27 protein-coding genes and 4 pseudogenes are annotated in these 25996 nt (G+C 50.9%); 25 read left to right on the forward strand and 6 right to left on the reverse strand.

Translation table 11 applies throughout. The features are described from left to right. Window positions 1–14 precede the first annotated feature (14 nt). From JNO11_RS21115 to repA, 11 genes are all read left to right on the forward strand, one after another. Entirely contained in the window at window positions 15–584 is a 570-nt protein-coding gene (locus JNO11_RS21115; protein ID WP_325177839.1) for a hypothetical protein, read from the forward strand. A gap of 126 nt (window positions 585–710) precedes the next feature. Beyond that, window positions 711–1442, forward strand: a complete 732-nt coding sequence (gene traT, locus JNO11_RS21120; RefSeq protein ID WP_061060527.1) for a complement resistance protein TraT — start codon at window positions 711–713, stop codon at window positions 1440–1442. Between the two features lie 79 nt (window positions 1443–1521). After that, on the forward strand, window positions 1522–1773 hold the full coding sequence (locus JNO11_RS21125; protein ID WP_325177840.1) for a hypothetical protein: 252 nt from the start codon (window positions 1522–1524) through the stop codon (window positions 1771–1773). A 219-nt stretch (window positions 1774–1992) separates the two neighbouring features. Beyond that, window positions 1993–3291 (forward strand): type IV secretion system DNA-binding domain-containing protein, encoded by a 1299-nt coding sequence (locus tag JNO11_RS21130; protein ID WP_325177841.1) that lies wholly within the window; start codon window positions 1993–1995, stop codon window positions 3289–3291. 19 nt (window positions 3292–3310) lie between these two features. Then, window positions 3311–4612: a type IV secretion system DNA-binding domain-containing protein gene (locus tag JNO11_RS21135; protein WP_325177868.1), complete on the forward strand. Its 1302-nt coding sequence runs from the start codon at window positions 3311–3313 to the stop codon at window positions 4610–4612. Then, window positions 4609–6087, forward strand: coding sequence for a MobF family relaxase (gene mobF, locus JNO11_RS21140; protein WP_325177842.1), 1479 nt, complete (start codon window positions 4609–4611; stop codon window positions 6085–6087). The genes JNO11_RS21135 and mobF overlap by 4 nt, the downstream gene beginning before the upstream one ends. 7 nt (window positions 6088–6094) lie before the next feature. Next, the gene (locus JNO11_RS21145; RefSeq protein WP_325177843.1) at window positions 6095–7180 is read left to right on the forward strand and encodes a hypothetical protein; all 1086 of its coding nucleotides are present in this window, start codon (window positions 6095–6097) and stop codon (window positions 7178–7180) included. After that, the gene (locus tag JNO11_RS21150; RefSeq protein WP_325177844.1) at window positions 7134–9080 is read left to right on the forward strand and encodes an AAA family ATPase; all 1947 of its coding nucleotides are present in this window, start codon (window positions 7134–7136) and stop codon (window positions 9078–9080) included. Before JNO11_RS21145 ends, JNO11_RS21150 begins: the two co-directional genes overlap by 47 nt. A 43-nt stretch (window positions 9081–9123) precedes the next feature. Then, on the forward strand, window positions 9124–10473 hold the full coding sequence (locus JNO11_RS21155; RefSeq protein ID WP_325177845.1) for a conjugative transfer relaxase/helicase TraI domain-containing protein: 1350 nt from the start codon (window positions 9124–9126) through the stop codon (window positions 10471–10473). Window positions 10474–10552: 79 nt separating this feature from the next. Next, on the forward strand, window positions 10553–11164 hold the full coding sequence (locus JNO11_RS21160) for a DsbA family protein (protein ID WP_325177846.1): 612 nt from the start codon (window positions 10553–10555) through the stop codon (window positions 11162–11164). Between the two features lie 996 nt (window positions 11165–12160). After that, window positions 12161–13096, forward strand: a complete 936-nt coding sequence (gene repA, locus JNO11_RS21165; RefSeq protein ID WP_325177847.1) for a plasmid replication initiator RepA — start codon at window positions 12161–12163, stop codon at window positions 13094–13096. Between the two features lie 851 nt (window positions 13097–13947). Here repA and JNO11_RS21170 read toward each other — a convergent pair. Both JNO11_RS21170 and JNO11_RS21175 read right to left on the reverse strand, forming a co-directional pair. Beyond that, window positions 13948–14823 carry a RepB family plasmid replication initiator protein gene (locus tag JNO11_RS21170; protein WP_325177848.1) on the reverse strand — a complete coding sequence of 292 codons (876 nt, stop codon included), beginning with the start codon at window positions 14821–14823 and terminating at the stop codon, window positions 13948–13950. 322 nt (window positions 14824–15145) lie between these two features. Further along, entirely contained in the window at window positions 15146–15349 is a 204-nt protein-coding gene (locus JNO11_RS21175) for an Hha/YmoA family nucleoid-associated regulatory protein (protein WP_033781264.1), read from the reverse strand. Window positions 15350–15523: 174 nt separating this feature from the next. On the opposite strand from JNO11_RS21175, the gene JNO11_RS21180 reads away from it, so the two are divergent. The 6 genes and pseudogenes from JNO11_RS21180 (at window position 15524) to JNO11_RS21205 (ending at window position 18219) form a co-directional block, all read left to right on the forward strand. After that, window positions 15524–16045 (forward strand): phospholipase D family protein, encoded by a 522-nt coding sequence (locus tag JNO11_RS21180; protein WP_325177849.1) that lies wholly within the window; start codon window positions 15524–15526, stop codon window positions 16043–16045. Window positions 16046–16082: 37 nt separating this feature from the next. Next, window positions 16083–16493: a hypothetical protein gene (locus JNO11_RS21185; RefSeq protein ID WP_325177871.1), complete on the forward strand. Its 411-nt coding sequence runs from the start codon at window positions 16083–16085 to the stop codon at window positions 16491–16493. After that, window positions 16459–16581 (forward strand): annotated as a pseudogene (locus JNO11_RS21190) (hypothetical protein); the annotation flags it as partial. The gene JNO11_RS21185 and the pseudogene JNO11_RS21190, both read left to right, overlap by 35 nt. Before the next feature lie 22 nt (window positions 16582–16603). After that, on the forward strand, window positions 16604–16852 hold the full coding sequence (locus JNO11_RS21195) for a hypothetical protein (RefSeq protein WP_325177872.1): 249 nt from the start codon (window positions 16604–16606) through the stop codon (window positions 16850–16852). A gap of 5 nt (window positions 16853–16857) precedes the next feature. Beyond that, a complete protein-coding gene (locus tag JNO11_RS21200) occupies window positions 16858–17409 on the forward strand; it encodes a DUF1173 family protein (RefSeq protein WP_325177869.1) in 552 nt (183 codons plus the stop codon). 30 nt (window positions 17410–17439) lie between these two features. Then, window positions 17440–18219, forward strand: a complete 780-nt coding sequence (locus JNO11_RS21205; RefSeq protein WP_325177850.1) for a hypothetical protein — start codon at window positions 17440–17442, stop codon at window positions 18217–18219. A 186-nt stretch (window positions 18220–18405) separates the two neighbouring features. On the opposite strand, the gene JNO11_RS21210 is transcribed toward JNO11_RS21205, so the two are convergent. The 3 genes from JNO11_RS21210 to JNO11_RS21220 all read right to left on the reverse strand — a co-directional run bounded on the left by JNO11_RS21210 (window position 18406) and on the right by JNO11_RS21220 (window position 20162). After that, window positions 18406–18609, reverse strand: a complete 204-nt coding sequence (locus tag JNO11_RS21210) for a hypothetical protein (RefSeq protein ID WP_325177851.1) — start codon at window positions 18607–18609, stop codon at window positions 18406–18408. Between the two features lie 315 nt (window positions 18610–18924). Beyond that, on the reverse strand, window positions 18925–19227 hold the full coding sequence (locus tag JNO11_RS21215; RefSeq protein WP_325177852.1) for a hypothetical protein: 303 nt from the start codon (window positions 19225–19227) through the stop codon (window positions 18925–18927). Window positions 19228–19289: 62 nt separating this feature from the next. Further along, window positions 19290–20162 (reverse strand): hypothetical protein, encoded by an 873-nt coding sequence (locus JNO11_RS21220; protein ID WP_325177853.1) that lies wholly within the window; start codon window positions 20160–20162, stop codon window positions 19290–19292. 484 nt (window positions 20163–20646) lie between these two features. On the opposite strand from JNO11_RS21220, the gene JNO11_RS21225 reads away from it, so the two are divergent. From JNO11_RS21225 to JNO11_RS21260, 8 genes and pseudogenes are all read left to right on the forward strand, one after another. Further along, window positions 20647–20940, forward strand: a complete 294-nt coding sequence (locus JNO11_RS21225; RefSeq protein WP_325177854.1) for a hypothetical protein — start codon at window positions 20647–20649, stop codon at window positions 20938–20940. A 37-nt stretch (window positions 20941–20977) separates the two neighbouring features. Further along, a complete protein-coding gene (locus JNO11_RS21230; protein WP_325177855.1) occupies window positions 20978–21787 on the forward strand; it encodes a hypothetical protein in 810 nt (269 codons plus the stop codon). Window positions 21788–21970: 183 nt separating this feature from the next. Next, on the forward strand, window positions 21971–22327 hold the full coding sequence (locus JNO11_RS21235; protein WP_325177856.1) for a hypothetical protein: 357 nt from the start codon (window positions 21971–21973) through the stop codon (window positions 22325–22327). Continuing rightward, window positions 22324–23104 (forward strand): annotated as a pseudogene (locus JNO11_RS21240) (site-specific integrase). The gene JNO11_RS21235 and the pseudogene JNO11_RS21240 overlap by 4 nt, the downstream one beginning before the upstream one ends. Window positions 23105–23404: 300 nt before the next feature. Next, window positions 23405–24029 (forward strand): annotated as a pseudogene (gene parA, locus JNO11_RS21245) (ParA family partition ATPase). Further along, window positions 24026–24229, forward strand: coding sequence for a plasmid partition protein ParG (locus tag JNO11_RS21250; RefSeq protein ID WP_285722981.1), 204 nt, complete (start codon window positions 24026–24028; stop codon window positions 24227–24229). Before parA ends, JNO11_RS21250 begins: the two are co-directional and overlap by 4 nt. A 161-nt stretch (window positions 24230–24390) precedes the next feature. After that, window positions 24391–24582 carry a hypothetical protein gene (locus JNO11_RS21255; RefSeq protein WP_325177857.1) on the forward strand — a complete coding sequence of 64 codons (192 nt, stop codon included), beginning with the start codon at window positions 24391–24393 and terminating at the stop codon, window positions 24580–24582. A gap of 18 nt (window positions 24583–24600) precedes the next feature. Beyond that, the gene (locus JNO11_RS21260; RefSeq protein WP_325177858.1) at window positions 24601–24837 is read left to right on the forward strand and encodes a hypothetical protein; all 237 of its coding nucleotides are present in this window, start codon (window positions 24601–24603) and stop codon (window positions 24835–24837) included. Window positions 24838–24889: 52 nt separating this feature from the next. On the opposite strand, the pseudogene umuC reads toward JNO11_RS21260, so the two are convergent. Next, window positions 24890–25930, reverse strand: a pseudogene (gene umuC / locus JNO11_RS21265) (translesion error-prone DNA polymerase V subunit UmuC); the annotation flags it as partial. Window positions 25931–25996 lie beyond the last annotated feature (66 nt).

A 25996-nucleotide genomic window follows, 5' to 3' on the forward strand; every position in this document is an offset into this window, starting at 1 on the left:
AGGATGAGGGAATTATGGAAAATTTAACTGTAGCTAAAATTAATGCTGATATATCGATGATAACAGATGGTTTTAGTTCGGGTGATAGAGTAATTCCTTCACCTGCAAAACTACTCAAGGCAAGTGTCCTGGTGCCTGCAATTGCTGTTGTCTTGAGTTTTCTAAGTATACTAACGGTGTATGTCTCAGTGTATGGTTCTGAAATATCACTAGCAGGTTACTGGGAGTATCTTATCAGTGAGGGATGGGCTGTAATTCTGCCTACAGCTTTAGTGGGCGTATTCTTTTCTTTTATGATTTACGGCAATCTCGTTGTATATCTGACTGTTCCAAAGGGTGTTCGTGCGAAATCGATACTCTTTAGCCATATAAGAAAGTTGGCACAGCGTACAGTTGCGATATTTATAATCCTTATGATTTCCGCTGCACTATTAGCTGGATTGAAACCTTGGCTGGCTTTTGGCGTGCCTGCACTGGAAGTTGCTTTATTATTTGTTTTGAATTTAGTGATCGGCGCTGAAGTCAATCGTCTCGGCGTCGGGCTGTTAATCGAAAAATTAAGCACCTTAATTAAAAGTATTTAAGTTCTCACATTCCCTGCCGATACCCCTTCCGGCACTCTGCCGGAAGGGTCTCCTTTATAAAAATCCCTAAACAGCGTGCCCCGGGGCGCGCCTGTCCCGTTTTTTCAATTAAACAAGGATATGTCCATGAAAAACCGCAATGCCTTTGTAGCAGCGACCGTTGCTGCCTCCCTGATGCTTTCCGGCTGTAGTGCAATGAGCACCGCCATTAAAAAGCGCAACCTCGATGTTAAAACACAAATGAGCCAGACAGTATGGCTTGAGCCTTCCAGTCAGAAAACAGTTTACCTGCAGGTCCGTAATACGTCAGATAAAGACATGAGCGATCTTGAGCCAATGCTTGCTCAGGACCTGCGTGCGAAAGGCTATACCGTAACCTCCAGTCCTGATGCTGCCTATTACTGGATTCAAGCGAATGTTTTGAAAGCTGAGAAGATGGATTTACGCCAGGCACAAAGCTTCCTGTCGACAGGATATGAAGGTGCCGCTGCTGGTGCTGCTCTGGGCGCAGGTATTACTGCTTACAACAGTAACTCAGGTGGAGCAATTCTGGGTATAGGTCTGGCCGCGGGGCTTGCCGGAATGGCGGCAGATGCACTCGTGGAGGACACAAACTATACGATGGTGACCGATCTGCAAATCTCTGAGCGCAGCAAGGCATCGGTGACAACCGACAATATAGCAGCGCTGCGTCAGGGCAATTCCGGAATCAAACTGCAGACGAGCAGTGAGGATGGAAACCGCATGAAATATCAGACTCGTGTGGTATCGAATGCAAACAAGGTGAACCTGAAATTCGAAGAGGCTAAGCCGGTACTCGAAGCTCAACTGGCAAAATCTGTTGCTGGTATCATGTAACTGACAGCGTGCTGAATACGGAAGCGAAACAGTGCGAAGGAAAATTGAGGATGTTGCAGCTTGGCTGCCGGCACCTGTAATGAGCACACTGCTTGGTGTCATCTTTACGCTAGTGTTAGCGAACATGACTGATAGCTGGCTTCCGGGAGAGTTTATCAGTGCAATGAAAGAATACAACGGCACATCAGTTGCCGCTGATTCTGTAGATTTCTTCCGGATCGTCATTGCAGCTGTGTCTGTGTATGTTTTGTCGATAGCATCATGCGGAATGACCATCGCACTGGCACTCTGCCATGCCATACGCCTGCTCTGGAAGATGGCAGGTTGTTGAGTTCACCGAAAAAACCTCTATAAAGACAGCGGCAAGCGCCTTCAGGGAAATTAGACTGTCTCCCCTGACAACAGGGCGCCTGCCGCCTCCCATCAGCCCCCCAAACGCTGACCAATTAACGTCCCGGCCGCCTTCCCCGGCCTTAACTCTTAAACAAACATGCGCAATCTGCCTGTCTTTCAGCGGCAGACTGCGCCTGCCCGTCGCCTGGAGCTGTCTATGAGTTTCACACCTAAAAACCTGACGCAGGGCGGCCAGATGACGGCCTACCGCCTGCGGATGTTTGCGCAGGTCAACGGCTGGATCACCGGCTGGATATTGCTCGTGTATTTTCTGGTTACTGCCGCCGTGTTCTGGCTGATAACGCCTGATGATGCGCTCCGTAACGGTCTTTGGTACTGGTGCGCTAGCCTGTTTTCCGGTTTTGTATTTCTGATGAATCCCTCCGGTCCAGCTACCTGGGATATTGTCTGGCACTGCGGTGCGGGCGAACAGCTTTGCACCACCAAGTTAACGCTGGCCCAGCTACTGGCTAATCCGTGGATGCAGCTACAAGGTGCCACTGTGCTGCAGAGCATAAAGACATGCGCGCTCTACTGCGGATCGGTCTTTTCCGTTTTGCTGTGTTTCATCTACTGGTATGTGGGCCGCATCGGTAAAAAGGAGGGGGAGGACGAAATCATCTCGGGCATGACCCTGACGGATAAACCCGAGGAAGTGAACCGCCAACTAAAAAAATCAGGAGAAAAATCAGACCTGCAGATAGGCGGCCTTCACATGGTGAAGAACGCCGAGGTAATGAATCAGCTCATTCACGGCACCATCGGCGTGGGTAAGTCCACGCTCATCCGCTGGCTGCTGGACTACATCCGCCGGCGCGGCGACCGCGCGATCGTTTACGACTCAGGCGGCACATTCATTGAGACCCACTATGACGAGCGCCGGGACAAAATCCTGAACGCGCACGACCAACGCTGTGAGAACTGGGTGCTCTGGCGCGAGACGCCTGACGTGGTGGACTACGAGAATATGACGGCCGCGCTGATGCCGGTCGAGGGTGACTCTGACCCGTTCTGGGTGTCCTCATCGCGCACCATCTTCAGCGACACGGCTATGCAGTTTGCGTCACGTCCAGACCGCAGTATCGAAGCTTTCCTGAAGACTTGCCTGTCTATCGACCTGAAAAGCCTGCGCGAGTTTCTGAAGAACACGCCGTCCGCCAACCTGGTGGAGGAAAAAATCGAGAAGACGGCCATCTCTATCCGCTCAGTGCTGACCAACTACGCCAAGTCGTTGCGCTACCTGCAGGGGCTGGACAAGGAGGGCAAGCCGGAGTTCAGCATCCGCGAATGGATGACCGACGCGCAGTACGACAACAGCTGGCTGTTTATCTCCACGACGGCCCGCCATCGCAAGGCAGTACGCCCGTTGATATCAATGTGGCTGTCGCTGACCACGCTATTGCTGCAAAGCATGGGGGGAGAACAGCGAGCGGCGCGTCTGGTTCATCCTCGATGAAATTGCCAGCCTGCAGAAAATACCTGAACTCAACGAGACGCTGGCCGAGGCCCGTAAGTTCGGTGGCTGTTTCGTGCTGGGCATTCAGAACATGCCACAGCTGATCCACATCTACGGTCGCGAGATGGCCAAAGCCATCTTTGACCTGCTCAATACCCGCGCCTACGGCCGATCACCAAGCGCCGAAGTGGCCAAAATAGTGGAGGAGGAGCTGGGACATCAGCGCCGGCGCGAAGCTCGCGAACAGAACAGTTACGGCCTTGATCAGGTGCGCGACGGTATCTCTATCAGTAGGGACAAGATCAACGACCCCATCGTGGACTACGACCAGATCATGAAAATGCCTAACCTGCAGTTCTATGTACGCCTGCCGGGTGAATACCCAGTGGTAAAGCTGAACCTGAAGTACCGCAAGCAGAAAAAATATCATCCCGCTCTGATAGAACGTAACTTCCGCGACCGGCTGAGCCCGGAGCTCGAACGCATCATCGAGAGCAATGAACGGACTTCCCGCGCGGCAAACATTTCTTTCCCTACTGGCGAAGAAATACAGGAAGACGGTAACCGCACCACCGCAACCGCAGTGACTGAGTCTGCACCTGCCTCACCGGCTGCCGCGTCGTTAAAAGCTGACGCCCCCGTGACAAGACCTGACTCGCGTGCTGAGAGAGAGATTACTCCTCATGCTGCTGCGAATCCTGCTACAGCAAGTCCCGCCTCAGAGGTAGCGGCTAATACGCCTCCGCCCTCAAATGTGCGCCCGTTCCCGCTGAGTTTTGTACCCGTTCCGTCTAGCACGGTTGATGCTGATCAGCCGCTGGAAAAGCAGACTGCCGCAGATGCATCGATTGAAAAAGAAATGCCCCTACAGGCGTCTGTCCGGCCGGATACGTCATCAGACTTCGCGGGTGAAACATTGCCGCCGAAGGCACCGCAGCCGGTAGTGCCCATCGTCATGAGGCCAAAATCGTCCGGTCCGAGTGCGCTCGATATGCTGGCGCTCCGCAAGAGCCGGAACGCCACTACAGGCACCGACGAAGGGGCTGCGGAGGAGGCAGCGCCGCATGATGACTCAGGGCAGGGCGAAGCTCCCGAACTGAACATGCAGATGGAAAAAGACGACGGCGGCCGCCTCATTATCAGGCACATCAGCCCGCGAAAAACCGACCAGGAAAAGCGCGAGGAGGCAGGCGCTAGGCAGCACAGTGACGCTAATGCACGCATGGCCGACGACGAAAAGAACATCCTGCGACACCGTAACGACTACGAGGCGTATCAGGAGATGAGTGACAGCCTTGACCCGGGAGGGTATGAACGATGATGACCGTTGCTCCGGTGGGCTCTGCCGCCGATGCTGCCGGCTACTACAGCAGCAAGGATAACTATTACTTTCTGGACGACATGCCGACGCAGTGGATGGGAGAGGGTGCGCGCGAGCTCGGCCTCGAGGGGCCGGTTGACCTGGATACGTTCACCGGCATTCTGCACGGCAACCTGCCGAACGGCGTGACGCTGGGTAAAGAAATGCAGGGAGCGCACGTGCACCGTCCGGGACACGACTTTACCTTTTCGGCACCTAAAAGCGTATCAATGCTTATCCTTGCCGGCGGCGACAAACGCCTGCTGGAGGCACACCACGACGCGGTGAAAGAGACGCTGGCTATCATGGAGCAGACGATAAGTGCCCGTGACACGAAGGAGGGTGTTACGCGCATCGTGACCAGCGGTAAAATGGTCGCAGCACTGTTCACGCACGATACCTCGCGCAACCTCGACCCGCAGGTTCATACCCACGCTGTGGTGGCTAACGTCACGGAGCTGGACGGCAAGTGGAAGGCGCTGGCCACCGATACCATTCACGGGGCCGGTTTCATCGAGACGGCGTACCGAAACCAGATAACATACGGCAAAATCTACCGCAACGTGCTTAAAGGCAAGGCTGAGGCTATCGGTTATGAAACCGTTCCGACCGGCGGCCGTCATGATTTGTGGGAGATAAAGGGCTTTACCGAAACAGTGCTGGAGGAGTTCTCCTCTCGCCACCGGGAAATTCACGCACGCGCCGGTGAGGATGCATCGCTGAAAAGCCGCGACGTGGCCGCACTCGATACCCGCCAGCGTAAGCAGGATATTAGCCGGTATGGCGAAGACGAACCCGCACCGGTACGCACCCGGCCAGACCCCTCATCCTTAAATGTAACGCCTGAGCCCGCAATGGAGCGCGCGGTAATTGCCGCGAAAAATTCTCCTGGAATTAGTGGGAAAGCATCGTCAAATACTGCAATTCGAGAACAGGACGAGCCGATCACGACACCTGTACCTGTTCCGGAGCGTTCTGAGACCGCTGCAGAGAAACCTCCCGTAAAAGTTGAAGAACCATCATTAGTACCGCCAGTTCGGGAGCTGGACGCACCGATCGAGAAGCCAGAAACCGCTGATGGACGGACCCGCCTGCAGGATCGCTGGCAGCGGCAGATGGACGACGTCGGGTTTGATATCGGCAGCGTTATCAGTGAAGCGAAGGCCCGAGAGGCAATGCTGCCTGCACAGGAGGAAACCGTACCTGCACTAACGCAAGCTATGGACGCCGTACGCATCGCAATTTCGGTACTGAGCGACAACAGAACCCGCTTTACCTATGGTGATCTGCTGCTGACCGCTCACGAGGCGGGTGAGACGCAGCAAAAGCTGCCAGACCTTCGCCGCGCAATCGACCAGGCAATTGGTGAGGACTTGCTGACGCCGCTCGACGGTGAAAAGGGGGGTTTTCACCTCGCATATTCACCTTCTCGATGAGCTCTCAGTGCAGTCACTGACGGCGGACATTCTCAAAGAAAACAAAGTGGCGAACCTGCGTATCTTTTCAAAAGCACCGCCGACACATCTCGAAAAAGCGGCGCGGGCGCCAGTGTCGATCCTGAATGCCCCAGCTTCCGTGCAGCGGCTACGTGAAACTACTGAGGAACTGGTGACAATGTCACGGGAACAGGGGCGGGACGTGAAGGTACTGACCAGCTCCGCGGAGCGCGTCCTGAGCTTTGGGAAATCCCCGTTGATTAAAAATGACCTACTGTCGCGCAGCCGCGTGCTGGACAGCACGTTCAGCCTCGGCATACAGAGCACACTTATCATTGAGGGTGCGGAAAAACTCGGTCTGAAAGAAATGCTGGTTCTGACCGGCGAGGCGCGGGAAAAGAACGCGCAGCTGATATTTCTGGATAGCGCCGGTCGGCAGTCAAACGCAAACGCCCTTTCCGTGCTGGCCTCTGCTGGAGTGGAGCGCCTTACGCTGAGCACCCCAGCGCCTGAAATGGCTACCCGGGTACTGAGTATCCGGGACAAGCGCGAGCGCTATCAGGTCCTGGCCGATCGTTATGCCGAACTCAGCGGCGGAGACGCGCCGGTGACGGCCGTCGTGACCGGGGCCCGGGAACAGCAGCAGCTCACAGGCGTCATCCGCGACGCGCTTCAGAACGCCGGAAAGCTCGGGCGGAATGCAGTAAACGTTGAGGCGCGCACGCCGGTGTTTGCTACAGCAAAAGAGCGCCGGCTTCCGGCTACCTACCGGTCGGGAATGGTGCTTGAGGACCGCACTGGAAAAGAAGAGACGCGTCACTACGTCATCGATCGTGTGCATGAAGATACGCGCATGCTGTCCCTGACCGACAGCGACGGCGTGCTGACGCGGGTGAAAATGGCAGACTTGAATGGGGACTGGCGGTTGTTTACACGTACCACACTTAGCGTGGCACAGGGTGAGCAACTTTTTTGCGCTTGCGGCCGACAAAGAGGCTGGCCTGAAGGCCAGGGACAGGCTCACAGTGACTTCAGTGGAAAACGGTATGCTGACTATTCAGAAGGAGGGCCAGAAGCGTCCGCTTCGTCTTAGTGCAGATAATCCGCTTTACGTCACTCACGGTTACGTTAGTGCGCCCGGGAGCAGGGACCACGAGGCAGGTACGGTTCTTGCTTCGCTTGGCACCCGCGACCTGTCCGCTAACATGATGAACGCACTGGCGCAGTCCGGAAACCAGGCTGAAATCTACACTGGCGAAGCGCTGAGCCGTGCGGAAGAGAAACTCGGGCGCCTGCAGGGCAACCGTACTCCGCTTGAACTGGTCCGCCAGCTGAGCGGCCGCGAAGAGGCCGGTGAAGCCATGGACGCACTCAAATCAGGGGTTCAGACCGACGCGCAGAAGGCTGTTTCACGCGCAGTGGCCAACATGCGGGATGTTGCTTTCCCGTTTGCACGGCTGACGGAAAAAGCGACCGAGTTTCTTGGCAGCACCCGGGGTGTCATCGGGGAAATCACCCGACTTGAGGACGCCGGGGAACTCATTAAGGTGCCGTATGATGGCGAGGCTCGCTATGTTGCCCGCGCTACATGGGAGATGGAGAAAGCAATCATTCGAGAGGTGGAGGCTGGGAAAAACACCCTTACACCACTGATGGAAAGTGCCTTAGCCGTGCTGCCCTCCAGCCTGACAGTGGGACAGCGTGATGCGTCAGCACTTATTCTGCAGAGCGCCGATCGCTTCACGGCGGTACAGGGCTACGCAGGTGTGGGTAAAACTACGCAGTTTAATGCCGTTAAAACTGCCATTGATACACTGCCCGAAACCGTGCGGCCGATCGTTATCGGCCTGGGGCCGACGCATCGTGCTGTCAAAGAAATGCGCAGCATCGGTATTGAGGGCCAGACTATGAAGTCGTTTCTGCTTGATTGGCAGCAGCGCACTGCCGCCGGTGAAAAGGTCAGCTATGGTAATACGCTGTTTCTCATTGACGAGGCCTCCATGCTGGGTAACCAGGACACGGCTGAAGCAATGCGTGCCATCGCGGCGGGCAATGGCAGGGCGGTAATGGTGGGGGACGTCGCACAGCTTGAATCACCGGAGAGCGGAGCTCCTTTCCGCCTGCTGCAGGAGCGCAGTCCGATTGACGTAGCGGTGATGAAGGAAATCAAACGCCAGCTAAGCGATGATCTGCGCGGAGCGGTGTACAGCGTGATTGAGAATAAAGCCGCCGCGGCATTGGAGAAAATTGATCGCGTTTCACCTGCGGTGGTGTCACGTCAGGCGGGCAGCCAGACGCCGGTACGTTCGGTAGTTGAAATCCCACCTCCGGCAAAGGATGAAAACGGCAACGAGCTGCCTGGCCCCGATGGTAAAAGGGCACCCCGTGTCCATGACGCAATCGTAGCCGACTACATGAGCCGCACGCCGTCAGCTCGTGCAGAGACGCTTATTGTGGTCTCACTGAATGACGACCGTCGGGCCATAAACGCAGGTATTCACCAGGCCATGACGGAGGCAAAGGAGCTGGGCGGAAAGGCGGTCCAGGTGCCGGTGCTTGAGCGAGTCATCGGCGGACGTCATGACTTTAACAAGTTTGATGCTTGGAGGGTCGGTCACGTAGTGCTGAGTGGTGAGCGTTACCTGAATGTCATAGGCCTGGACCGCGGCACGAATAATGTGCTGCTGCGCGACGAGGATGGCCGGATGCGTTACTACTCGCCAGCCGAGCTGAACGCCACTGAAATCGAGGTGTTCCGGAAGGAAACACTCGAGCTGCGTACCGGTGACACCATCCGCATTAACAAAACCCAGCGGCAGGCAGGCCATGCGGCGCATGAACAGTACCGCGTGGCGGCGCTGCATGACAATGGTGATGTTGTGCTGCAGGGCACATCAGGTAAGAAAGTGATCTCTCCCGGCGATACTCTGGCGGACCGGCACATTGACTACGCGTGGGCAGTGACCGGCCATGGCGCTCAGGGGGGCGAGTAGTCGCTTCGTTATCGCGCTGGAGAGCGCAACAGGCCGGCGGGGTATGATCAGCGGGATGCGTTCGTTTTATATCAGCCTGTCGAGGGCAAAAGAGCACGTGCAGGTTTACTCTGATAACGTGAAACTCTGGAAAGAAGCGTTGATACGGGAGGAAAAGGGCTTTAAAACCGCCCACGATGCGCTGTCGCCAGAAATTGAGCGTAAGCAGGCCCGGGCTATCTGGTCGATGGGCCAGCCCCTGGCGAAAACCGCTATCGGACGTGCATTTCTGAACAGTAATGCACTCCGCGGCGGGCCGGTTACGGCGCGCATCATCCCGCCGACACGCAAGTATCCAGAACCGCATCTGGCATTACCGGCTTATGACGGTAACGGTAAAGCAGCCGGCCTGACGTTAATTCCGCTGCGCCACGAAAAAGGAACGCTTAACCCCGGCCAGCCTCGCCAGCTGGCAACTGATAGTGCACAGGCCGCTCTGCTGCAGAAAAGCCGAAATGGTGAGACTGTCATCGTAAGCGATCTGGCGCAGGGTCTTACAGCTGCGCGTGACAGACCGGAAGCTGGCGTAGTGATACTCACCGGGAGGCAGCAGCCGTCTGCACAGCTTCTCAGAGTTGCTGGCGGGCATACGGAACAGGCGATGAGGCCGGATGCTACGCTGCTGAGTCTGGTCAAAGCAGAGTTGCAGGACATGCTAAAGATGCTGCCTTTAAATGAACCAGCACAGGATGAGCGCGACATTCTTCGGACCGCCCTGGAAGCTATTAAAGATTCGTTAGTATTGCCAGAAGTGCATAGAGAGGAAAAAGGCGAAAGGGCTTTGGATTCTGCCGAAATCAGGAAAACTGCTCAACTCCTGTCAGAAGTGCCAGTTATAAAACTACCTGAAACTTCGCGTGAAGGGATGGAAAAAAATACTCTGCCGGCAGAGCTTGCAGAGCTTGCAGAGCTTGCAGAGCGGATAGCTGAAGCTATGCAGCATAAATTGTCCGTTCTTCCCGCAGAAACTGCGCCAGATTACAGTTCACTTGTCCGTCAGGCATCTGAGGCACTTGCTCAGGCTGGCGATATGCCACCTGATGCGGCTGTCCGGGCCGTTCTTAACGCGCTGTCGGGCAGCAGATTGCCTTCAGGTATTACATCGCAAGGTGAGATGCAGGCTGGCGGCTCGCTTCCAGCTTCGGTGGTACGCCATGTTCAGGATGAACTGGCGGCGATACAGGTAACCGGTAAGCATATGCAGGAAACAATCTCTGACAGGGAGGTTGCAGGCGTTGCCCAGGAGCTGGACAGGCAAGTACAGCTTACACTGCCACCGGAAGTTCGTGGCCGGGAACCTGAGCGAGAATTACCGTTCCCCGAAATTACACGCCATATCCAGAAAGAACGTTGATCCCCAACTTCCACGGCCAGCCTTAAAGTTGGCCGAATCATCTTTACTGCCAGCACCTAGCCGGCTTAAGCGAACCGACATGAAAAAATATATGAATCTGGCCGCGATCGCGCTGGCCATCTCTACCGTTGTGCCCGCTGTTTCAGCTGCTGAAACAGCGGATTTTACAGCAGCACAGCAAACCCGTATCGGGGAAATAGCGGCAGACTATCTTGTCGCTCATCCTGAGATTCTTCTTGAGGTCAGTAAACAGCTCCAGGCACGCCAGAGTGAAATGCAGAGAAGTACGCGGGTTAATGCTGCGCTGAAGGGGCATAGGCTGCTTATGCAGCTGGAAAATATTCCGGTTAAAGGCTCCGTGGATTCTGGCGTTATTGTTACTGAGTTCTTTGACTATGAATGCAGCGCGTGCAGCATGATGGCTCCGGTTATGGAAAAGGTCATGGCCGCGAATCCAGACGTCCGCTTTGCATTCAGGGACTGGACCATCTTTGCAACGCGCTTTCCGGAGTCAACGCAGGCTTCCCGTAGTGGCCTGGAAATATTCAGGAAACTGGGTGCTGATGCTTATATGAAATATCACAACGGCATTTACGGCACCGGTCATAATGAAGGACGACTGACTAGTGACGATATTAAAAAAAGCAGCAAATACAGCTGGGGCGCAGGAAATCAGTACAGGAGAAAATGAGCTCGCTGATCGAATCATTGAAACCAATGATTCACTGGCCGAAATGCTGGGCCTGACGGGTACGCCAGGTATCATTGTTATGCCATCTGAAAACGCAACAGCTGCGAACACTACAGTACTGCCGGGTGTGGTCAGCGAGGCTGTTATGCAGTCGGCAATCGAACGTGCCCGCGGAAAATGATGGGGCATTTACTACATATAGTAGATATAGCAGCTGGCACAGCCACTACATGTAGCGTTATCCGCAGAAACAGTAGATAAGCTCGGTTTACCACTGCCCCTTACGCACCAAAATTATGGGCCACATGCAGAAGTCTGAAATTAATCCTCCGGACTCTGCAGTGTCCCGCTAAAAAAAGTGGAGCATCACTGAATAGACAACTTAACTACTTCGGCTGTTCGTTCCTCGCTATGCTGCGGAACGCCTCAACCAAAGTAGTTAAGTCGTTGCCTCGTTACCTCTCTCATACACGTCCATCAACTTACCATTCTTAATGCTGGTCACAGCAATGTAGGTCCATAAACCAGATTTCAGATCCGCCATATATTTGATTTTGCTCTGGTGAAAAGTGGAACACTGACATGACATCAGAATTGATTTCATGATGTATTCCTAAGCGACCGATACTAATTGAGGTCATTCTGTACTGGATTTAAATGGGACAGATGGGTATCCTTTTCAGAATTCGCCGGATGGCGATCCTTTTAGATCCTTGCCTGAGAATTGTGGAGATTCAATGGCGGGGTGGCAGAAAACCTGTGACCGGACATGCGCGGCGCGGGGAAGAACAAACCGGATGGGACGTATCCGTAAAACGTCCAGGGTGCAGAGCTTCAGTTTCACCGGGCTCTGAATGCAAAAACCCCCCTGATTCTTCTCAACTTTGGCGGGCTGGCAAGAAATCAGGGGGTCCAAAAGCAGGCGCTGTGCCTGTAAAGGATTATAACGCATGCAATTCATAAGACAACCCCTGTCCGCCATAAGTACTGGACAGGGTGAATGACCATATTTTAATCGGGTCAGTTAGCCCGACTTCTGAAAATGACAGACGCCGCCGCGGCGATCATGACGTCACCTGTAAATGTCCTGAACCGCAGTGGTTCGCGCCTGATGGCTATCGTCCGCTTCCGGGTGAGTTTGGCCATGCCATGCGCCGTCTGGTCGTCAAAGAGAAAACCAGCGGTAAATGGAAGCTGCGTTTCCGGCCGTCACTCCATCCTTACTTCACGCAGTACCGTAAAGCTGCAGGCCGCGCTCGACACTTCAGGCCTGAACGACGTGCGCTTATCGATGCGATATTCCCTCTGCTTGTTCAGCGTGCCGACATGGCCACCTGGGTTGTGACGGTCAATGTCAGCCGGCTGGCCAGTGAGCTCAGTCCGAAAGACAGTGAAGGCAATGCCATCCCTGAAACCCGTGTAGAACCCTGCCGTCTATCGCGTCTATTCCCGGAACTGGCCCGGTTTGGCCTTATCGAAATGCCTGATCTGGAATGGGACCCGATTGAACAGTACTGGATGCCCCGGCATATCATTCTCACGGAACGTTTCTGGCAGCTGTGCGGCGTTAGCATGGATAAGCTGCTTCTGCAGCGAAATCAGCGCATCGAGGCTGAAGAGGAAGGTATTCTCGAACCCGGTACGCGTGACTCCGTCAGGGCCGCCCGTCGGCGCTGGTATGAAAAAGCCCGTATAGCGACGCTGCTGGGTCGGCGCGAGAAGGCTGTACGGGGGAAAAGGCGCAATAAGCTGGGCAAGCTCCCCCTCGATGAACGGCGCAGCACGATGGCCAGCTGGCTCATTCGCACACGGCCGAACCACGAACTGATCAATCTCGACGCAGACAGTTTTGATCGCCTGGTGTGGCAGCATCTTAACCAGCTGGAGCTAGGCCTCGGCTACGAGCCTGCACCTCACGACGTAGTTCACTGACGTTTCCCGCACGATTTTAACCGCCTTAACTGGCGGTAAAGTCGTTTGTGCCGCGTAACAGACGCACTGTTTTTCTCCCCGCAGCCGCGCCATTCCAACCCCGCAACTGACATAAATACAGCTTTTTCGGGGGCTGTCTTTTTTTTACTCACATTTACCCGCAATTGGAAAGTTAACCTTACCTGCAAGTGAGTCTGAGGTTACCCGCAAGACATTCCTGACCTTCGGTCAGTAAAGAAATAATCAAAAGGAAAATAAGGTTTTCAGTCCGGCCATTCTGAGGATAAAGAAAGAAGGCCTTCGCTTGCAGCGGCCGCAAGCGACCGCGCCGCTCAGAATTTGAAGTAGCTCCCGCCTGCGGCGGGCATGGGGAAAACTAATTAGTTACAACACTCATAATCACGATATAAGAGCACATCAGAGCAGGCCTGAAACCTCCAGCCCCTCTCAGCCAGAACCCGAGCGGTCCTGAAACTCCGAGTGCTCATTAACAGGCCGCCCCCGCCCCGGCCCGGAGGGCCGGAACAGGAGTGGCTGTAATGGATGGTGTAACTAATCCTCTAAGGTTTACTGTTCATAGTGAACAGTAAAACCAAGACCCCGGAAATCACGCCCTGTACGTCGCTCTGCGCCGTCCAGCCCGCTCACCGGGGCTTCGGGATTAGATTGACTCAATAGTCGCTTTGAAACCGTCTGGCTTTGCAGGAAGGGGTTGGGTAGCGCCATATATAAGACCGTAACACCTAAAGGCACTGATGCTGTTTATCAAAAAGAGGTCAAAGAGTAGACCCAAGATCCACTATGACGGGTGATCGTCCTGCGTTACGTGCTATCCACTATACCGGGGGGATTTAGAGCTTGTTGTTGCGTTTGAGGATATTGAGCACATAGTCGCTCCCGTCTTTATCTACGGAATATTCGAGAAAACCGATGTCTTTCAGCTGCTGAAGAGCCTTCTTCACAGTGGCATTCTGGTTACCCAGGTGTGAAGTCAGCTGGAGACGCTCACGCAGGCGGTCAAAACCAATCCGATAAAAAGTTGGCGGTAACTCAGCTAGGTAGAGATAGAGTGCCTGTGCAGACTCTTTACGGGAAAGCTTCTGGAGTGCTTTAAGATACAACCGGGTTTTACCATCTACCCGGTACAGTGTATTGAGCTTAGAGTTTGGCTTGATGATGATTTTGCCAGTGTGGCTGTCGTAGTAAGTCGATTCAACAAGGTGCATGTTGATGGTGATACGATCGTCTGTACCGGGTACGCTCTTCACGAAGCTTATGTTGGTCCGGGCAATTCGCGTAAGAGAAGCATCAAACCTGTCCTTCAGTTGCCTGTCTATTCGCTTTGTTTCAAAACCGCAGTATTTTGCGAAGTCAGCAAAGTTGAGTTCCAGCTGATCGTCGTTATCGAGCTTTTTATTCGATAACGCATAAATAATACCTACCCAGACCTTGAAATCGGTATCCATGTCGAGACGTGGACCGTAAATCTGAATCTGGTTGTAACCCTCACCCTCTACAATGGACAGTCGTGACAGTGACTCAGTTGCATCAATACTGTGGCTTTTTCTGCCGCCCTTATCCGTTGATTTAAGCGTGGGCACAAAAACCCCTAGTCGTAGCAGAACTTTAGGTTGTATTGTCTGACGGAGAGTGGGAAGAAGGTGAATAACTTCACCTGATTCTTTGGATGTTTCCTCAATAATGAGCGATAACTTATTGTTTTCCATTAACAAATCCAAATATCAAAGTGAGTGTATAAGAACGGTATAGTACCCGGTGCAGTGGATCAAATCTACCCGTTATAGTGTAGTTTGAACCCTGTATAGTGGATAACATACCCTTTACAGTGGATGGACTTACCCGGTGCAGTGTATTAAAGCAGGCTGAAGTCGTTGCTATCAAAGGTCTCAGAGCGATCTTATTCCTTATTGATCTACTATTGATCCTCTAATGATCCTTTTATTTAAACTATCCAGTGGATAAATCGGATGTTAAGAACCTATGTCGAGTCCTCAAGCAAAAGTCATCACGCTAATCTAAAGCACATACCTATTTAACAAACCTCCATACATATCCCGGTACGCGATCAAAAAGTTTCCCTGCTGCAAACTCAGCTTTTCGATGATCATAAGCCTGCGTCATGGCATATCCTTCATCGTCGTTAACTTTGTAGCTAAGATGTTCGTAAACAGTCTCAAGGGTTGCAAGCGTATGGCAACGCCTAAATTTCATCAGCCAGTCTGTTTTCGTCATATCGTTCCTGTTAGTTGTAGAATGAAATTAATTGATAATATCCTTAGTAGACATCATCCGATTGATGGATTATTTTTGCTTTGTTATGCCTTAAACGAAAAATGGCAGCACGAATAAGATATAGTTATTGTAATTCGTATAAAGAATAACTCTCTCTATATAAGGTTGCAAACTTTGAAAGAATTGAAAAAGTGCTGTCTTCTCTTTTGGGCTTTACCTTTCTTTTCTCACGCTGACGCTGATATCAGTGCTGGGTTTTCACCCGGGGGAACAGCCCAGGCTTTGATCCTTAGTTTTATCCACTCAGCTGCCGGTTCTGCCGATGTGGCGGCGTACGATTTCACAAGCGTACCGGTTGCAGAAGCGCTCAGTCAGTTGGCTCAAAGTGGAGTGCTCGTAAGAATTATTGCAGATGAGAAGAAAAGTCACGACCGCAAGTCACTGGTTAATAAGCTGGCCTGTTCAGGTATTCAGGTCAGAACAGATGATCAGTACAGCATTATGCATAACAAATTTATTGTGGCAGGAAATAACAGCGTGCAGACGGGATCGTTTAATTACACATCATCGGCTGAAAAACGTAATGCTGAAAATGCCCTGGTTATCCGAGGCAATTCATTCCTGAGTAAACAATATCAGAATGAATTTAACCGGCTTTGGGCTGAGTCAGCACCCGTGCAGTGCAACTATTCATGATTTACAGGCAAAATATAATCTGCTGAACGGACTGTATATGACAAAGAAAAAAGTTTATCCGGTTCACTTCACTGGCCAGCGGGGCCAGCGGGGCCAGCAGGAGGCTTCTGCGAATTTCCAGCACAATGAAAACTCCACCTGGCAGCGCTGGCTTAAACACTCCCGGGATAATAAAAAAACCACAGTGGTGACCTGCAGGTGTCTGCCAGCAGAAGACGATCCTGTCAGAAGACGGCTGAAGGTTCATTATTCACAGGATACCGAACGCTGCTGGCTATCTTCATACGCCTTCACAGGTAATGAGCATAAACCTGACTGCCGGTTTTATTCTGTGTGGTCTGATGAACGACAGGCAGAGATTTATCAGGGGGGAAGCGATCCGTGCTGCAGCGGATGGCACCATTGTAGTCAGACTGCCTACTGGCCTCCAGAAAAAGGCACCTACTGAAGTAAAACCGGCTGAGAACGTCTCAGACGACGAACCTGTGAAACGCAAACGGCGGCCATCGATGAGCCTGCTGGGGCTTCTTCACCTGCTGTGGGAGCAGTCTGGTATTAATGTCTGGCACCCCGCTTTCGATAAAAAAGAAACGCTCCCCTGGCTGGGTGAGCTGGCGTCTGCAGCAGACCGCTGCCCGGATTCGTATTGGTCGCGTGCCTCTCGAAGAATCCCTGTTGCTCATGGCCATGAAAGGTACTCAGCACGTTATCGCTAACCGGGAACACCTGAGAGCGGCCGAAAAGAACAAAAGACGACTCATTGTCATTTCCGTGCTGGCTGGAGTGAGGCCGGTGAAGCACGATTGAAAACTATGCTGCCACTGGGGCTGTTTTTTGGTTTTCCTGACCTGGTTTTGCCGGAGGATGTGCGCCTGCGTCTGGAGAGGAGCTTTGGCCGCGAGCTGGGCGACTGGCGCCGGGGAATGAAGGTCGTGGTTATTGCGGAAACGGAGCCGCCCGAAACGACGTTCAGGCACGTTGATGGGCACAACCGGCCGTCCAGCCGCAGCACCGTCATCGACATGGCGCTGATGACGGTCAGCCCACGCTTTATTCCGCTCGATTCAGGCTATGAAGGTGCTGTCGAAGAAAAGTTGTGGCAGGAAAAACGCGCCTTTATCAAGCCGTTGTGCTACGACGGTGAGGATGTATTTCCGGATTTCGTCCTGAAAGACGTTCCCGGCGTAGAAGCGCTCCCAATGGAGGTGTTCGGAATGAATACGCCTGAATATTTGCTACGTAAACAGGAGAAATTTGTCCATTATGATACGAAATACGGTCAGGGGCGGTGGTGGTTCTGGGAAGCACTTGGTGAAACTAGCGGAATGAGCATACCCTCGTTTCCTACTGCAATTATGAGTTAAGAATATAATATTCAAAAAAGGATTTGAACAATGCTTCTAAACGCAAAAACTGAGTACTATGACTGGAATGACGATCTGGTTAAAGCCTGTAGAGATTTTGTGAAGTTTAAAGATGATATGGATATGGCTAACCGTACTTCTTATATACATCCATTACTTGTCAGAAAGATCAGGCGACTGGCGGGTTACTATGAACCGTCGAGAAATAAAAAGGCAGACGGTATGTTACGACGCCCTGCTACTGCAATAAATCCTTATGTGTTTTGTTGTAAGACTCTCCCATTTTTGTGCACACCTAATGATGTTATAAATGAATATAATAAGCGTCTTATTTATCCTCAGCTCGTTGTTTCTGGTACTTATAGGACCTATGACACTGACAACTTAGGAGATTATAGTAATAACTTTCCAGATAAAGTAATGAAAGTGTCAGATGACTTTATATTAGACGAATCTGAAAATTCTGGCGATCTGAAATACTACCGATATGACATACTTCTTTTATACGTGGCATCTGAGGGAAAAAACAGGGTGGAATTATTCAAGCGTCACAGATCGTCCATGATGGCTTGGGTAACGGTATTACCTTCAATACCAGCCATTGAATTAAAAATTGTCAGGCTACGGCCCTTTAACGTCTGGGCTGTACGTTATAACAATCAGCTTAGAATTCTTCCTTTCAGCATTCACACGCTGGCTATTTACAGAGCGCTTGGCATTGCTGAGGATAAAGCTAAATGGGATTTCTTTGCGTTAACAAAATTAAGGAAAGCACGCCTCTCTGCTGTGAGTTCTCAAATGGAGCGCTGACGTTTATGCCGGTCACAAAAACAGCCTATGGCATTTGGTTTAGATTTCAGAAACAGTGGAAACGGATAGGTTCGTTATATAATAAACCTAACGGTTCTAGCCTTGGAAAGGCGACAGCTAAAGGAGGATTGAAGTTGAGATAGGAAGATAATCCGGGTGTACCTATAGAATGAAACCCGGATAGTGTCAACGTTTCAGATGATGACGGTGCGCTTTTTTTTGTGACACAGTAGTTGTCTGCGGCTCAGACTTAGTTTGTCTAAGTTTTTCAACAGCTTCGGCAAAATTTACACCTTCACTGAGAAGGCGGGGCTGTACTAATTCGCCAGACGCTGCCAGCTTAGCACGATGCCGTTTAATTTTTTTGATTTGTTCAGCGTCGATATTCATTGTTAACCTCATGATTATTTGAATGTTTTGAAAGTCTTAGGACTTAAGGTAAACGCCATGTCACCATTTGTATTATAGGAGTCTATGAGATGCTGATCAACTGCAGTACCAGTCTGTTGCTTTAAGGTTGCGATAAAGTGATTGATAACACGGTCGAACTCACTTGTAAAATGTAGTAGATCTCGTAATTCATTGGCGTTTAATGCTTTATGGTCTTCAGTCTTATTTGCAAATATTGTTAGATTCTTAGTCCCTGTTCTCTTTATAGACCTGGGCTTGTGGTATACAACGCACAGTCTCGAACCGGATGAAACTCTAACGTTTGGGAGTAAGGTAAAAAAAAGTAAAATATAAGAAAAAAAACGCAGCGGCACTGATGGCAAATCCGCCAAATCGCAAGTCAAAAGAAATGTTTTCAAAAGTTGTAACTGTGGTTTCTATTAGCAAAGTAAGAGCAAACATGACTTCTATTTCTCCACCTTGATTATAGGAAACACGCACTATAAATTTATATTTTTTATCATTGCCTGCATGCTTAGAAACGGCATCAGAAATTTGTGTGAAAACCGGGTTTGATTTAGAGAAATCATTCTTAATGTCAAATGTCAGATTTATCACATCACCCTACCTTTGAATTATTAAACATGTAAGTTTTTTAAGTTTATTTTCTATAAATAAAGCTAAAAGAGTTTTAAAGGCCATTCCGGCATATGAGCAATCTTGATTATCATCGCATCAAGAGAATCGCAGTCAAACGGTTTACCACTCTGCCTTATTTCATTATATACATTCAGCATCAGAGCATAATTTTCACGTATATCTTCAGCAGAGGTAAGGTATCGTGGCCTGTTGATCGAGCGACCAAATATTTTTGGCTTATCAGCATATTCGACAAACTCATACATCTGGATGAGACGATTCTCTTCTGGCGGGAAGCCGTAAAATTTAAGAGGTATGCTCATTTCATCTGCCATTTTTATTATAGCGTTAATTCTTTTACTTACGTGGTCGTAATCTAACTCTCCGATATATTTCATTGAATCAAGATTCATTACATCACAAATATCATCAAACATGCGCTTTACGTTAAGTACAAATATTAAGTCTTGACATGTTTTAATAACAGGTTCGTCATTCAGTAGAGAAAGAACTGAAGGCGATCTAAAAGAGTTATGAACTTCATCCAGAACCTTACCGCTCAGCTCTGCAAACCAATACCAGCGTTGAAAATACACTTCTCTAACAACATCTCCCAAACGAAACATAAGTTGCTGACCATTTGTGAAACGCGTGTCGGCATCCTCATCAATTATTTGAAAGTAGATCATAAACCTGCTTGCCAGCGGTATTATCTCTGTCTTTTTTTCCTTATCAGCATTTTTCTGACCGCTGCTTAACTTGTTAAGCGCGAAATCTGCGATACCCTGCTCGATAAACGTCCGGACGAGATCGGACCGCGAAGGTGTAAAATCCATCCTTGTGCGAATTTCGTCAAGCTTATCTACCATCTGTCCTGGAATCCTCACTTCGAGTCGCTGATCTTTCTGTTCCATTTTTCTTCCTCAGAATTAAAACTTTCCCCGTACAAAATCTGGTTTGTACGGGTTGACACGTACATTATACATAATCTATCGTACATGTACATTGAGTGCCGGAACTTCTTTATAGTTCGATGTTAAGATCCGTTTTCTGTAGGAACCGGATCTTACGGCGCGGGTGCCGATTTTCTGCGCAGTTCACTATATGTAGTGGTTCAGTCAGCTGGTCCGGCTACCAGATGTAGGGTTCTGGCTGCGAGGAACCTCCGGAAAAGCTGGCTTTGCCCTGACCCGCCGCAGTGCTTTGCTTCCGGTTACTGCTGTAAATGGAAAAAGTCGGATCAGGCTGAGATGAGGTTACGATAATTCGCTTGGTAAATATGTCTACAGTTATAGTTTCAAAAGAAATAATAACTAAGATGGTCTTTTTTTTTAATTCAGTTTCAGGGTTCACTATTTATTTTGAAACTATTAGCCAGCAATTATTTAAGGCGGTTATATGAATCCAGAGAAACTGGTTAAAGAGTTGATTGAGGATGGCTACATTGAGGTATTTCTTTGTCGCCAGAATATGCCTACGGATGAAGATGAAGATTTACTCAGAGAGCAGCTCATACTGGACAGAAGTGGTACGGTTATTGCCCGGAAAGTTTTACCTGACTGCACGGAATGGTCGATGATTTACTGGACCATCAGAAAGCCGTTATGGCCACTCCCCGGTAATGTGATTGATTTGGATCTCAGCAAAGCTTCTGATGCAGAAAAACTGATATCCACGTTCGGGACGTTCTGACCTTAAACCAGATACCTTCCTGCAGAGGAACTTCCATATGGGCAGCACAAAAGATTTCATGATGCAGGTGCAGGAAGAGCGGTTTGAAAGCTGGGCAGCTGAGCATCACCCAGAAGTACAGCCAGACACCGAAGAATGGGAGGCTATTGCGCAGATTTTTGCGGACTGGCAGGACTTTCTGGCCGATCAAGCCCATGAAGATTATCAGCAGGAAAAGTGGTCAGCCTCACTCAATTCAGTTGAAGACCGCTGCCAGCATGCTTTCTCTGAACTGAACACGCTACGCGGACTTAACCTTGCGTTCCAGCCTGACATCGTGTTGCGCATGGCCTGGGTTCACAGTGTGAGTGTGATGGAGGCCTGCCTGATGTACTGCGCACGGGCACTGCTCAATCATGAACCGCATCTGCAGTTATTCCGGACTAATGAGCAGTCCCTCGGCTTCAGGGATTCAGAACTGAAGCTCCTCAGATCCAGTAGTAGTCCGCAGGCTCCTGCTGATGCATACCGTCGGGCAGCAAATCATCTTGTCAGCAGAATAACGTTTCACAATGTGAAACGTATTGAAAGGTATTTCAGTGCCGCTCTTCATCACCCTCCTCAATGGCCAACAGACCGGCTCAGACACATTGTAGAGGTCAGGCATGATCTTGTTCACCGCAACGGTATCTCTGAATATGATAACGAGACAGTCGTTGGAAGGTTTCAGCTTGGCGCGGCTCTTAAAGATATCATGGCATTTCTTGAGGCATTCTGCGAAACAATGATCGCTGAAACTGAGGGTTACGGGAAAAAAATAATAATAAAATCTGAGCTGTCTTTTGCGAACAATTTCAGGAATGGATAATGAAAATGAAATGGCCAGCATACCTGTTCTGCTGCACTACAATGCTGACCGTCATGTTGCCACGTGCCAGTGCAGCAACCTATGAGGAAGCCTCACGCCTGGACGATGCCTATCCGCCGGGAAGTATCGAGGTCTGTATTCAGTACCTGCCAGGAGACAGAAAGAGCATCCTGCCGACCCGGCTTGAAGTTAGGGGGGACGGTTATCAGCCGGACGGCAGAGCATACTGTTTTTCGCGCATCTGCTGCCTGGACCCCGCAGGGAAGAACTGTTCCCGGGCTGACGCTGACATACACGCTCACCCAGAGAAAAGATGAAAAGGGTTACTATTCAATTATCGATCCTGCCAGCATGTCAGTCACCATGCCGGGTGCAGGGCCCGTGGCAGAGAAAACTGTTCTGGAGGGAATGCGCCAGCGCCTGCCTGCAGGTGGAGAATTCATCTCCTACAGCATTTATGAGATTACGGATTTTCCGTCATATGTGGCTCACAGGCCTGACGAGCCCGTAAGCTACTGTCATAAGGAAAAGCAGAAATGACCATGACGCTGCCATTACACTATCCACAGGCACCCGTTCCGCAGCTGCCGGTTGCGATTGATTATCCCGCCGCGCTGGCACTGCGGCAGATGGCCGCACAGCATGATGAGTATCCACAGTACCTGCTGGCTCCCGAGGTCAGCGCCCTTCTTCATTACGTGCCGGATCTGCACCGGAAGATGCTGTTCACCACCCTCTGGAATACGGGGGGCGCGGATCAACGAAGCGCTTGCGCTGACCCGAAGCGATTTCAGCCTGGCACCGCCCTACCCCTATGTGCAGCTGGCCACGTTGAAGCAGCGTGGAGAAAAAGCGGCCCGCGGGCCCGGACGCGCGCCGTCAGGCATGGTCCCTCATCGGCTGGTTCCGCTGTCCGATCCGCAGTACGTGGCCCAGTTGGAGATGATGGTCGCCACGTTGAAAATTCCGCTTGAGCGGCGCAATTCGGAGACGGGCCGGACCGAGAAGGTCAGGCTCTGGACAGTAACCGACAGGACGGTGCGGACCTGGCTGAATGAAGCCGTCGCCGTTGCCGCCGGTGATGGAGTCACGTTCTCCGTGCCGGTGACGCCGCATACTTTCCGACACAGCTACGCCATGCACATGCTCTACGCGGGCATTCCGCTGAAGGCACTTCAGAGCCTGATGGGGCACAAGAGCATGAAATCTACTGAGGTTTACACAAAGGTTTTCGCGCTGGACGTGGCGGCGAGACACAGAGTGCAGTTCCACATGCCCGGAACAGAAGCTGTTGCCTTGCTTAAAAACAATTTCTGATCAGCTTGTGATGAAATTCCGCCTTAAAAATCTGTGAGTTAGCCGTATTCCCCCTCCAGTTAAACCAGCAAGTGGATTACATAATCACATAATCACATAATCACATAATTATGTGATTTATTGATTTTATAACCACAGAATCCTTTCCTTTTAATTTTACACACGTATAGTAACAGGATTACAGGATTACAGGATTACAGGATTACAGGATTACAGGATTACAGGATTACAGGATTACAGGATTACAGGATTACAGGATTGCAATTTTGATCCGAAATTTTACTTTTGAAAGGTGTGTTCATGGCTAAAGTCATTTCTTTTTTGAACGGTAAGGGTGGCGTTGGTAAAACGACCACTTCAATAAATGTAGCTACAGCAATCGCAAAAAGGGGGGGCCAAGGTAATAGTTGTTGATACCGATCCACAGAGTAGCATCGGAAACTGGTACAACGAGGATAAATGCCTCTTTGACGTGGCCGATGCAGGATCAGAAAAAGAAGTCTACTCAGTAAGGAAAACATTGAAATCATATGATTACATAATCATAGATGGTGCGGCTGCGATATCTGCTATTTCAGCTGCTGCAGTAATGGTTTCCGACGTGGTTTTAATACCTGTTACACCTTCACCGCTAGATTTTGCTGCCTGTGGCGCCATCATTGCTGTGATTGAAGCTCGGCAGGAACTGCAACCAATTAAGGCTAGGTTTGTAATAACCAAAAAGGTAAATACAGCCAAAATGCTGGGCGTTCTTAAGGCATCCATTGAGGATACTGGCATTCCCGCGCTACGGACAGGAACGACACAACGGCAGAGTTACATCAAAACAATGCTTGATGGTGGTACCGTTTTTGACACTGATGATTCTAATGCCAAAGGTGAAATCGACGTACTAACAAATGACATTCTGGAATTATGCCAATGAAAATGAAACTTGGTGCAAGCAAAAGCACAATGCATGCGGTTGACGCTATCCACAAACCGGGATTACCGACGAAAAAACTCCAGATGAACATTCCTGAAGATCTGCACAAGTCTTTCAAGCTGGCTTGTTTGAAGCAGGACAGGGACATGACAGATGTAACAATTGAGCTAATTAATGAATGGATGGAAAGACAACAGTAACCACAATATTATGTGATTATGTGATTATGTGATTATGTGATTATGTGATTATGTAGTTATGCAATCATATATTTCTTTCTGAGTTTATACGGGCTGCTATATGAACAGATTAAAAATATTGCTATCTGGGTTTCTGGGCTTTAGGCCGATGAGTTCGATGAGTGGTAAAGATAGAAAAAGCGCTGCTGAGTGGGGGGTTCCTGCTGAGCACACTGTTTATTGTGCCGCTTTTTTTCATGCATGAAGCCAGTGAGCTTGTCAAAATCGGAATGCAATTGCTGTGGGGCGCCTGCGTTTCGCGCGCAGCCTTCCTGGCTAACGGCGGCTGGAAGAAAAAAAATCCAGATCAATGAATAAATCACGTAGAGGTCATGATGGAAATTCAGGAATTACTGACGCAGATGCGTGCGCCGGGGATTGTATTCAAAACGTTTACCCAGTCAGCCGGTATGTTCAAGGGGCCCGTCCGCAGGCGCCGTCCGGCCTTTGATGACTGGCTTCATCAGCTTTCGCGTAAGGACAGGGTTCCGCGCGGACGGTACTTCCGCGGAAAGCGCCCGGGTAAACCCCTAATCATTGTGGATGAGTTTTGGCAGCAGTTTTCCTGAGAATGCAGGGCATCAGGCAGACGTAAAGTATGATGTGCCCCGCAGGCCGCGTCTACATCACGCGCGCCACCGGCATGTCACTCCAGCGCGTGGTCCATGCAGGTGAGAGCATGTCCCGCTTCATTTTCCATTCCGTATTCACGCCCTGACCGGCAAACCACACACTGCCCAGCCCGGACTGATTTATCCCGTCAAGAACCTTCATCAGCTGCGCACTGTTGGCACGTGGCTTATTTTCATCGAACAGATTCAGCTGGCTGACGCCGTTAGGCGTAAAGTCGTCGAGCATGATTCCGGCCTTCATGTAACGTCGCCCTTCAAGCCAGATGCGATCAAGAGATCGCATGGCAACTTCAATCACGTCCCGTGTGTCCTGGGTAGGAATTGTGAGACTCTCACCGGCGCTGTTGCCATAAAATATCTCACCCTGCGCATGCGGTGAGGTGCGGATAAAGACGCTGATGCGCCGGCAGAACTGCCGTTCCTTTCTGAGCTTCTCCGCAGCCCGGGTTGCGTACTGACACAGCGCCTCCTGCATCAGCACCTTCGCTGTAATTCTCTCGCCAAAGGACCGGCTGCAGACAATCTGCTGTTTCGCAGGCACAAACTCTTCAAGGGGAATACAGGACTCTCCGTTAAGTTCCCGGACAGTACGCTCCAGCACGATGCTGAAGTTTTTACGGATAAGGGCAGGGTGGGCGCGCGACAGCTGCAGGGCGTTTTCAATACCCATCAGATTAAGTCGCTTACCGATGCGCCGGCCAACGCCCCAGATTTCCTCCACGGGCTGGTTCGCCAGCAGGGTGGCGGTACGCTTCGGATTACCCGGCGTCAGCGCTAATACACCGCGGAACTGCGGCCACTCTTTGCTGGCCCACTGAGCTGATTTGGCCAGAGTTTTTGTCGGCCCCATACCGACGCCGACAGTCAGGCCGGTCGTAGCCAGCACGTGAACGCGCAGGCGCCTGCCAAAATGTTCAAAGTCTTCGCAGAAATCAATGCCAGTCAGGTCCAGGAACATCTCATCAATGGAATACTGCTCAACGCGGGGTGTTATCTCTTCCAGCGCGGTCATGACGCGCTGAGACATGCTGTGGTTTATGTGGAATGGAAAGTCTACAAGGTTCAATTAGTACTGATTTGTCTGGCAGCTTCCAAA

The organism is Pantoea sp. 1B4, from assembly GCF_016925765.1.
Taxonomy (GTDB): domain Bacteria; phylum Pseudomonadota; class Gammaproteobacteria; order Enterobacterales; family Enterobacteriaceae; genus Pantoea; species Pantoea agglomerans.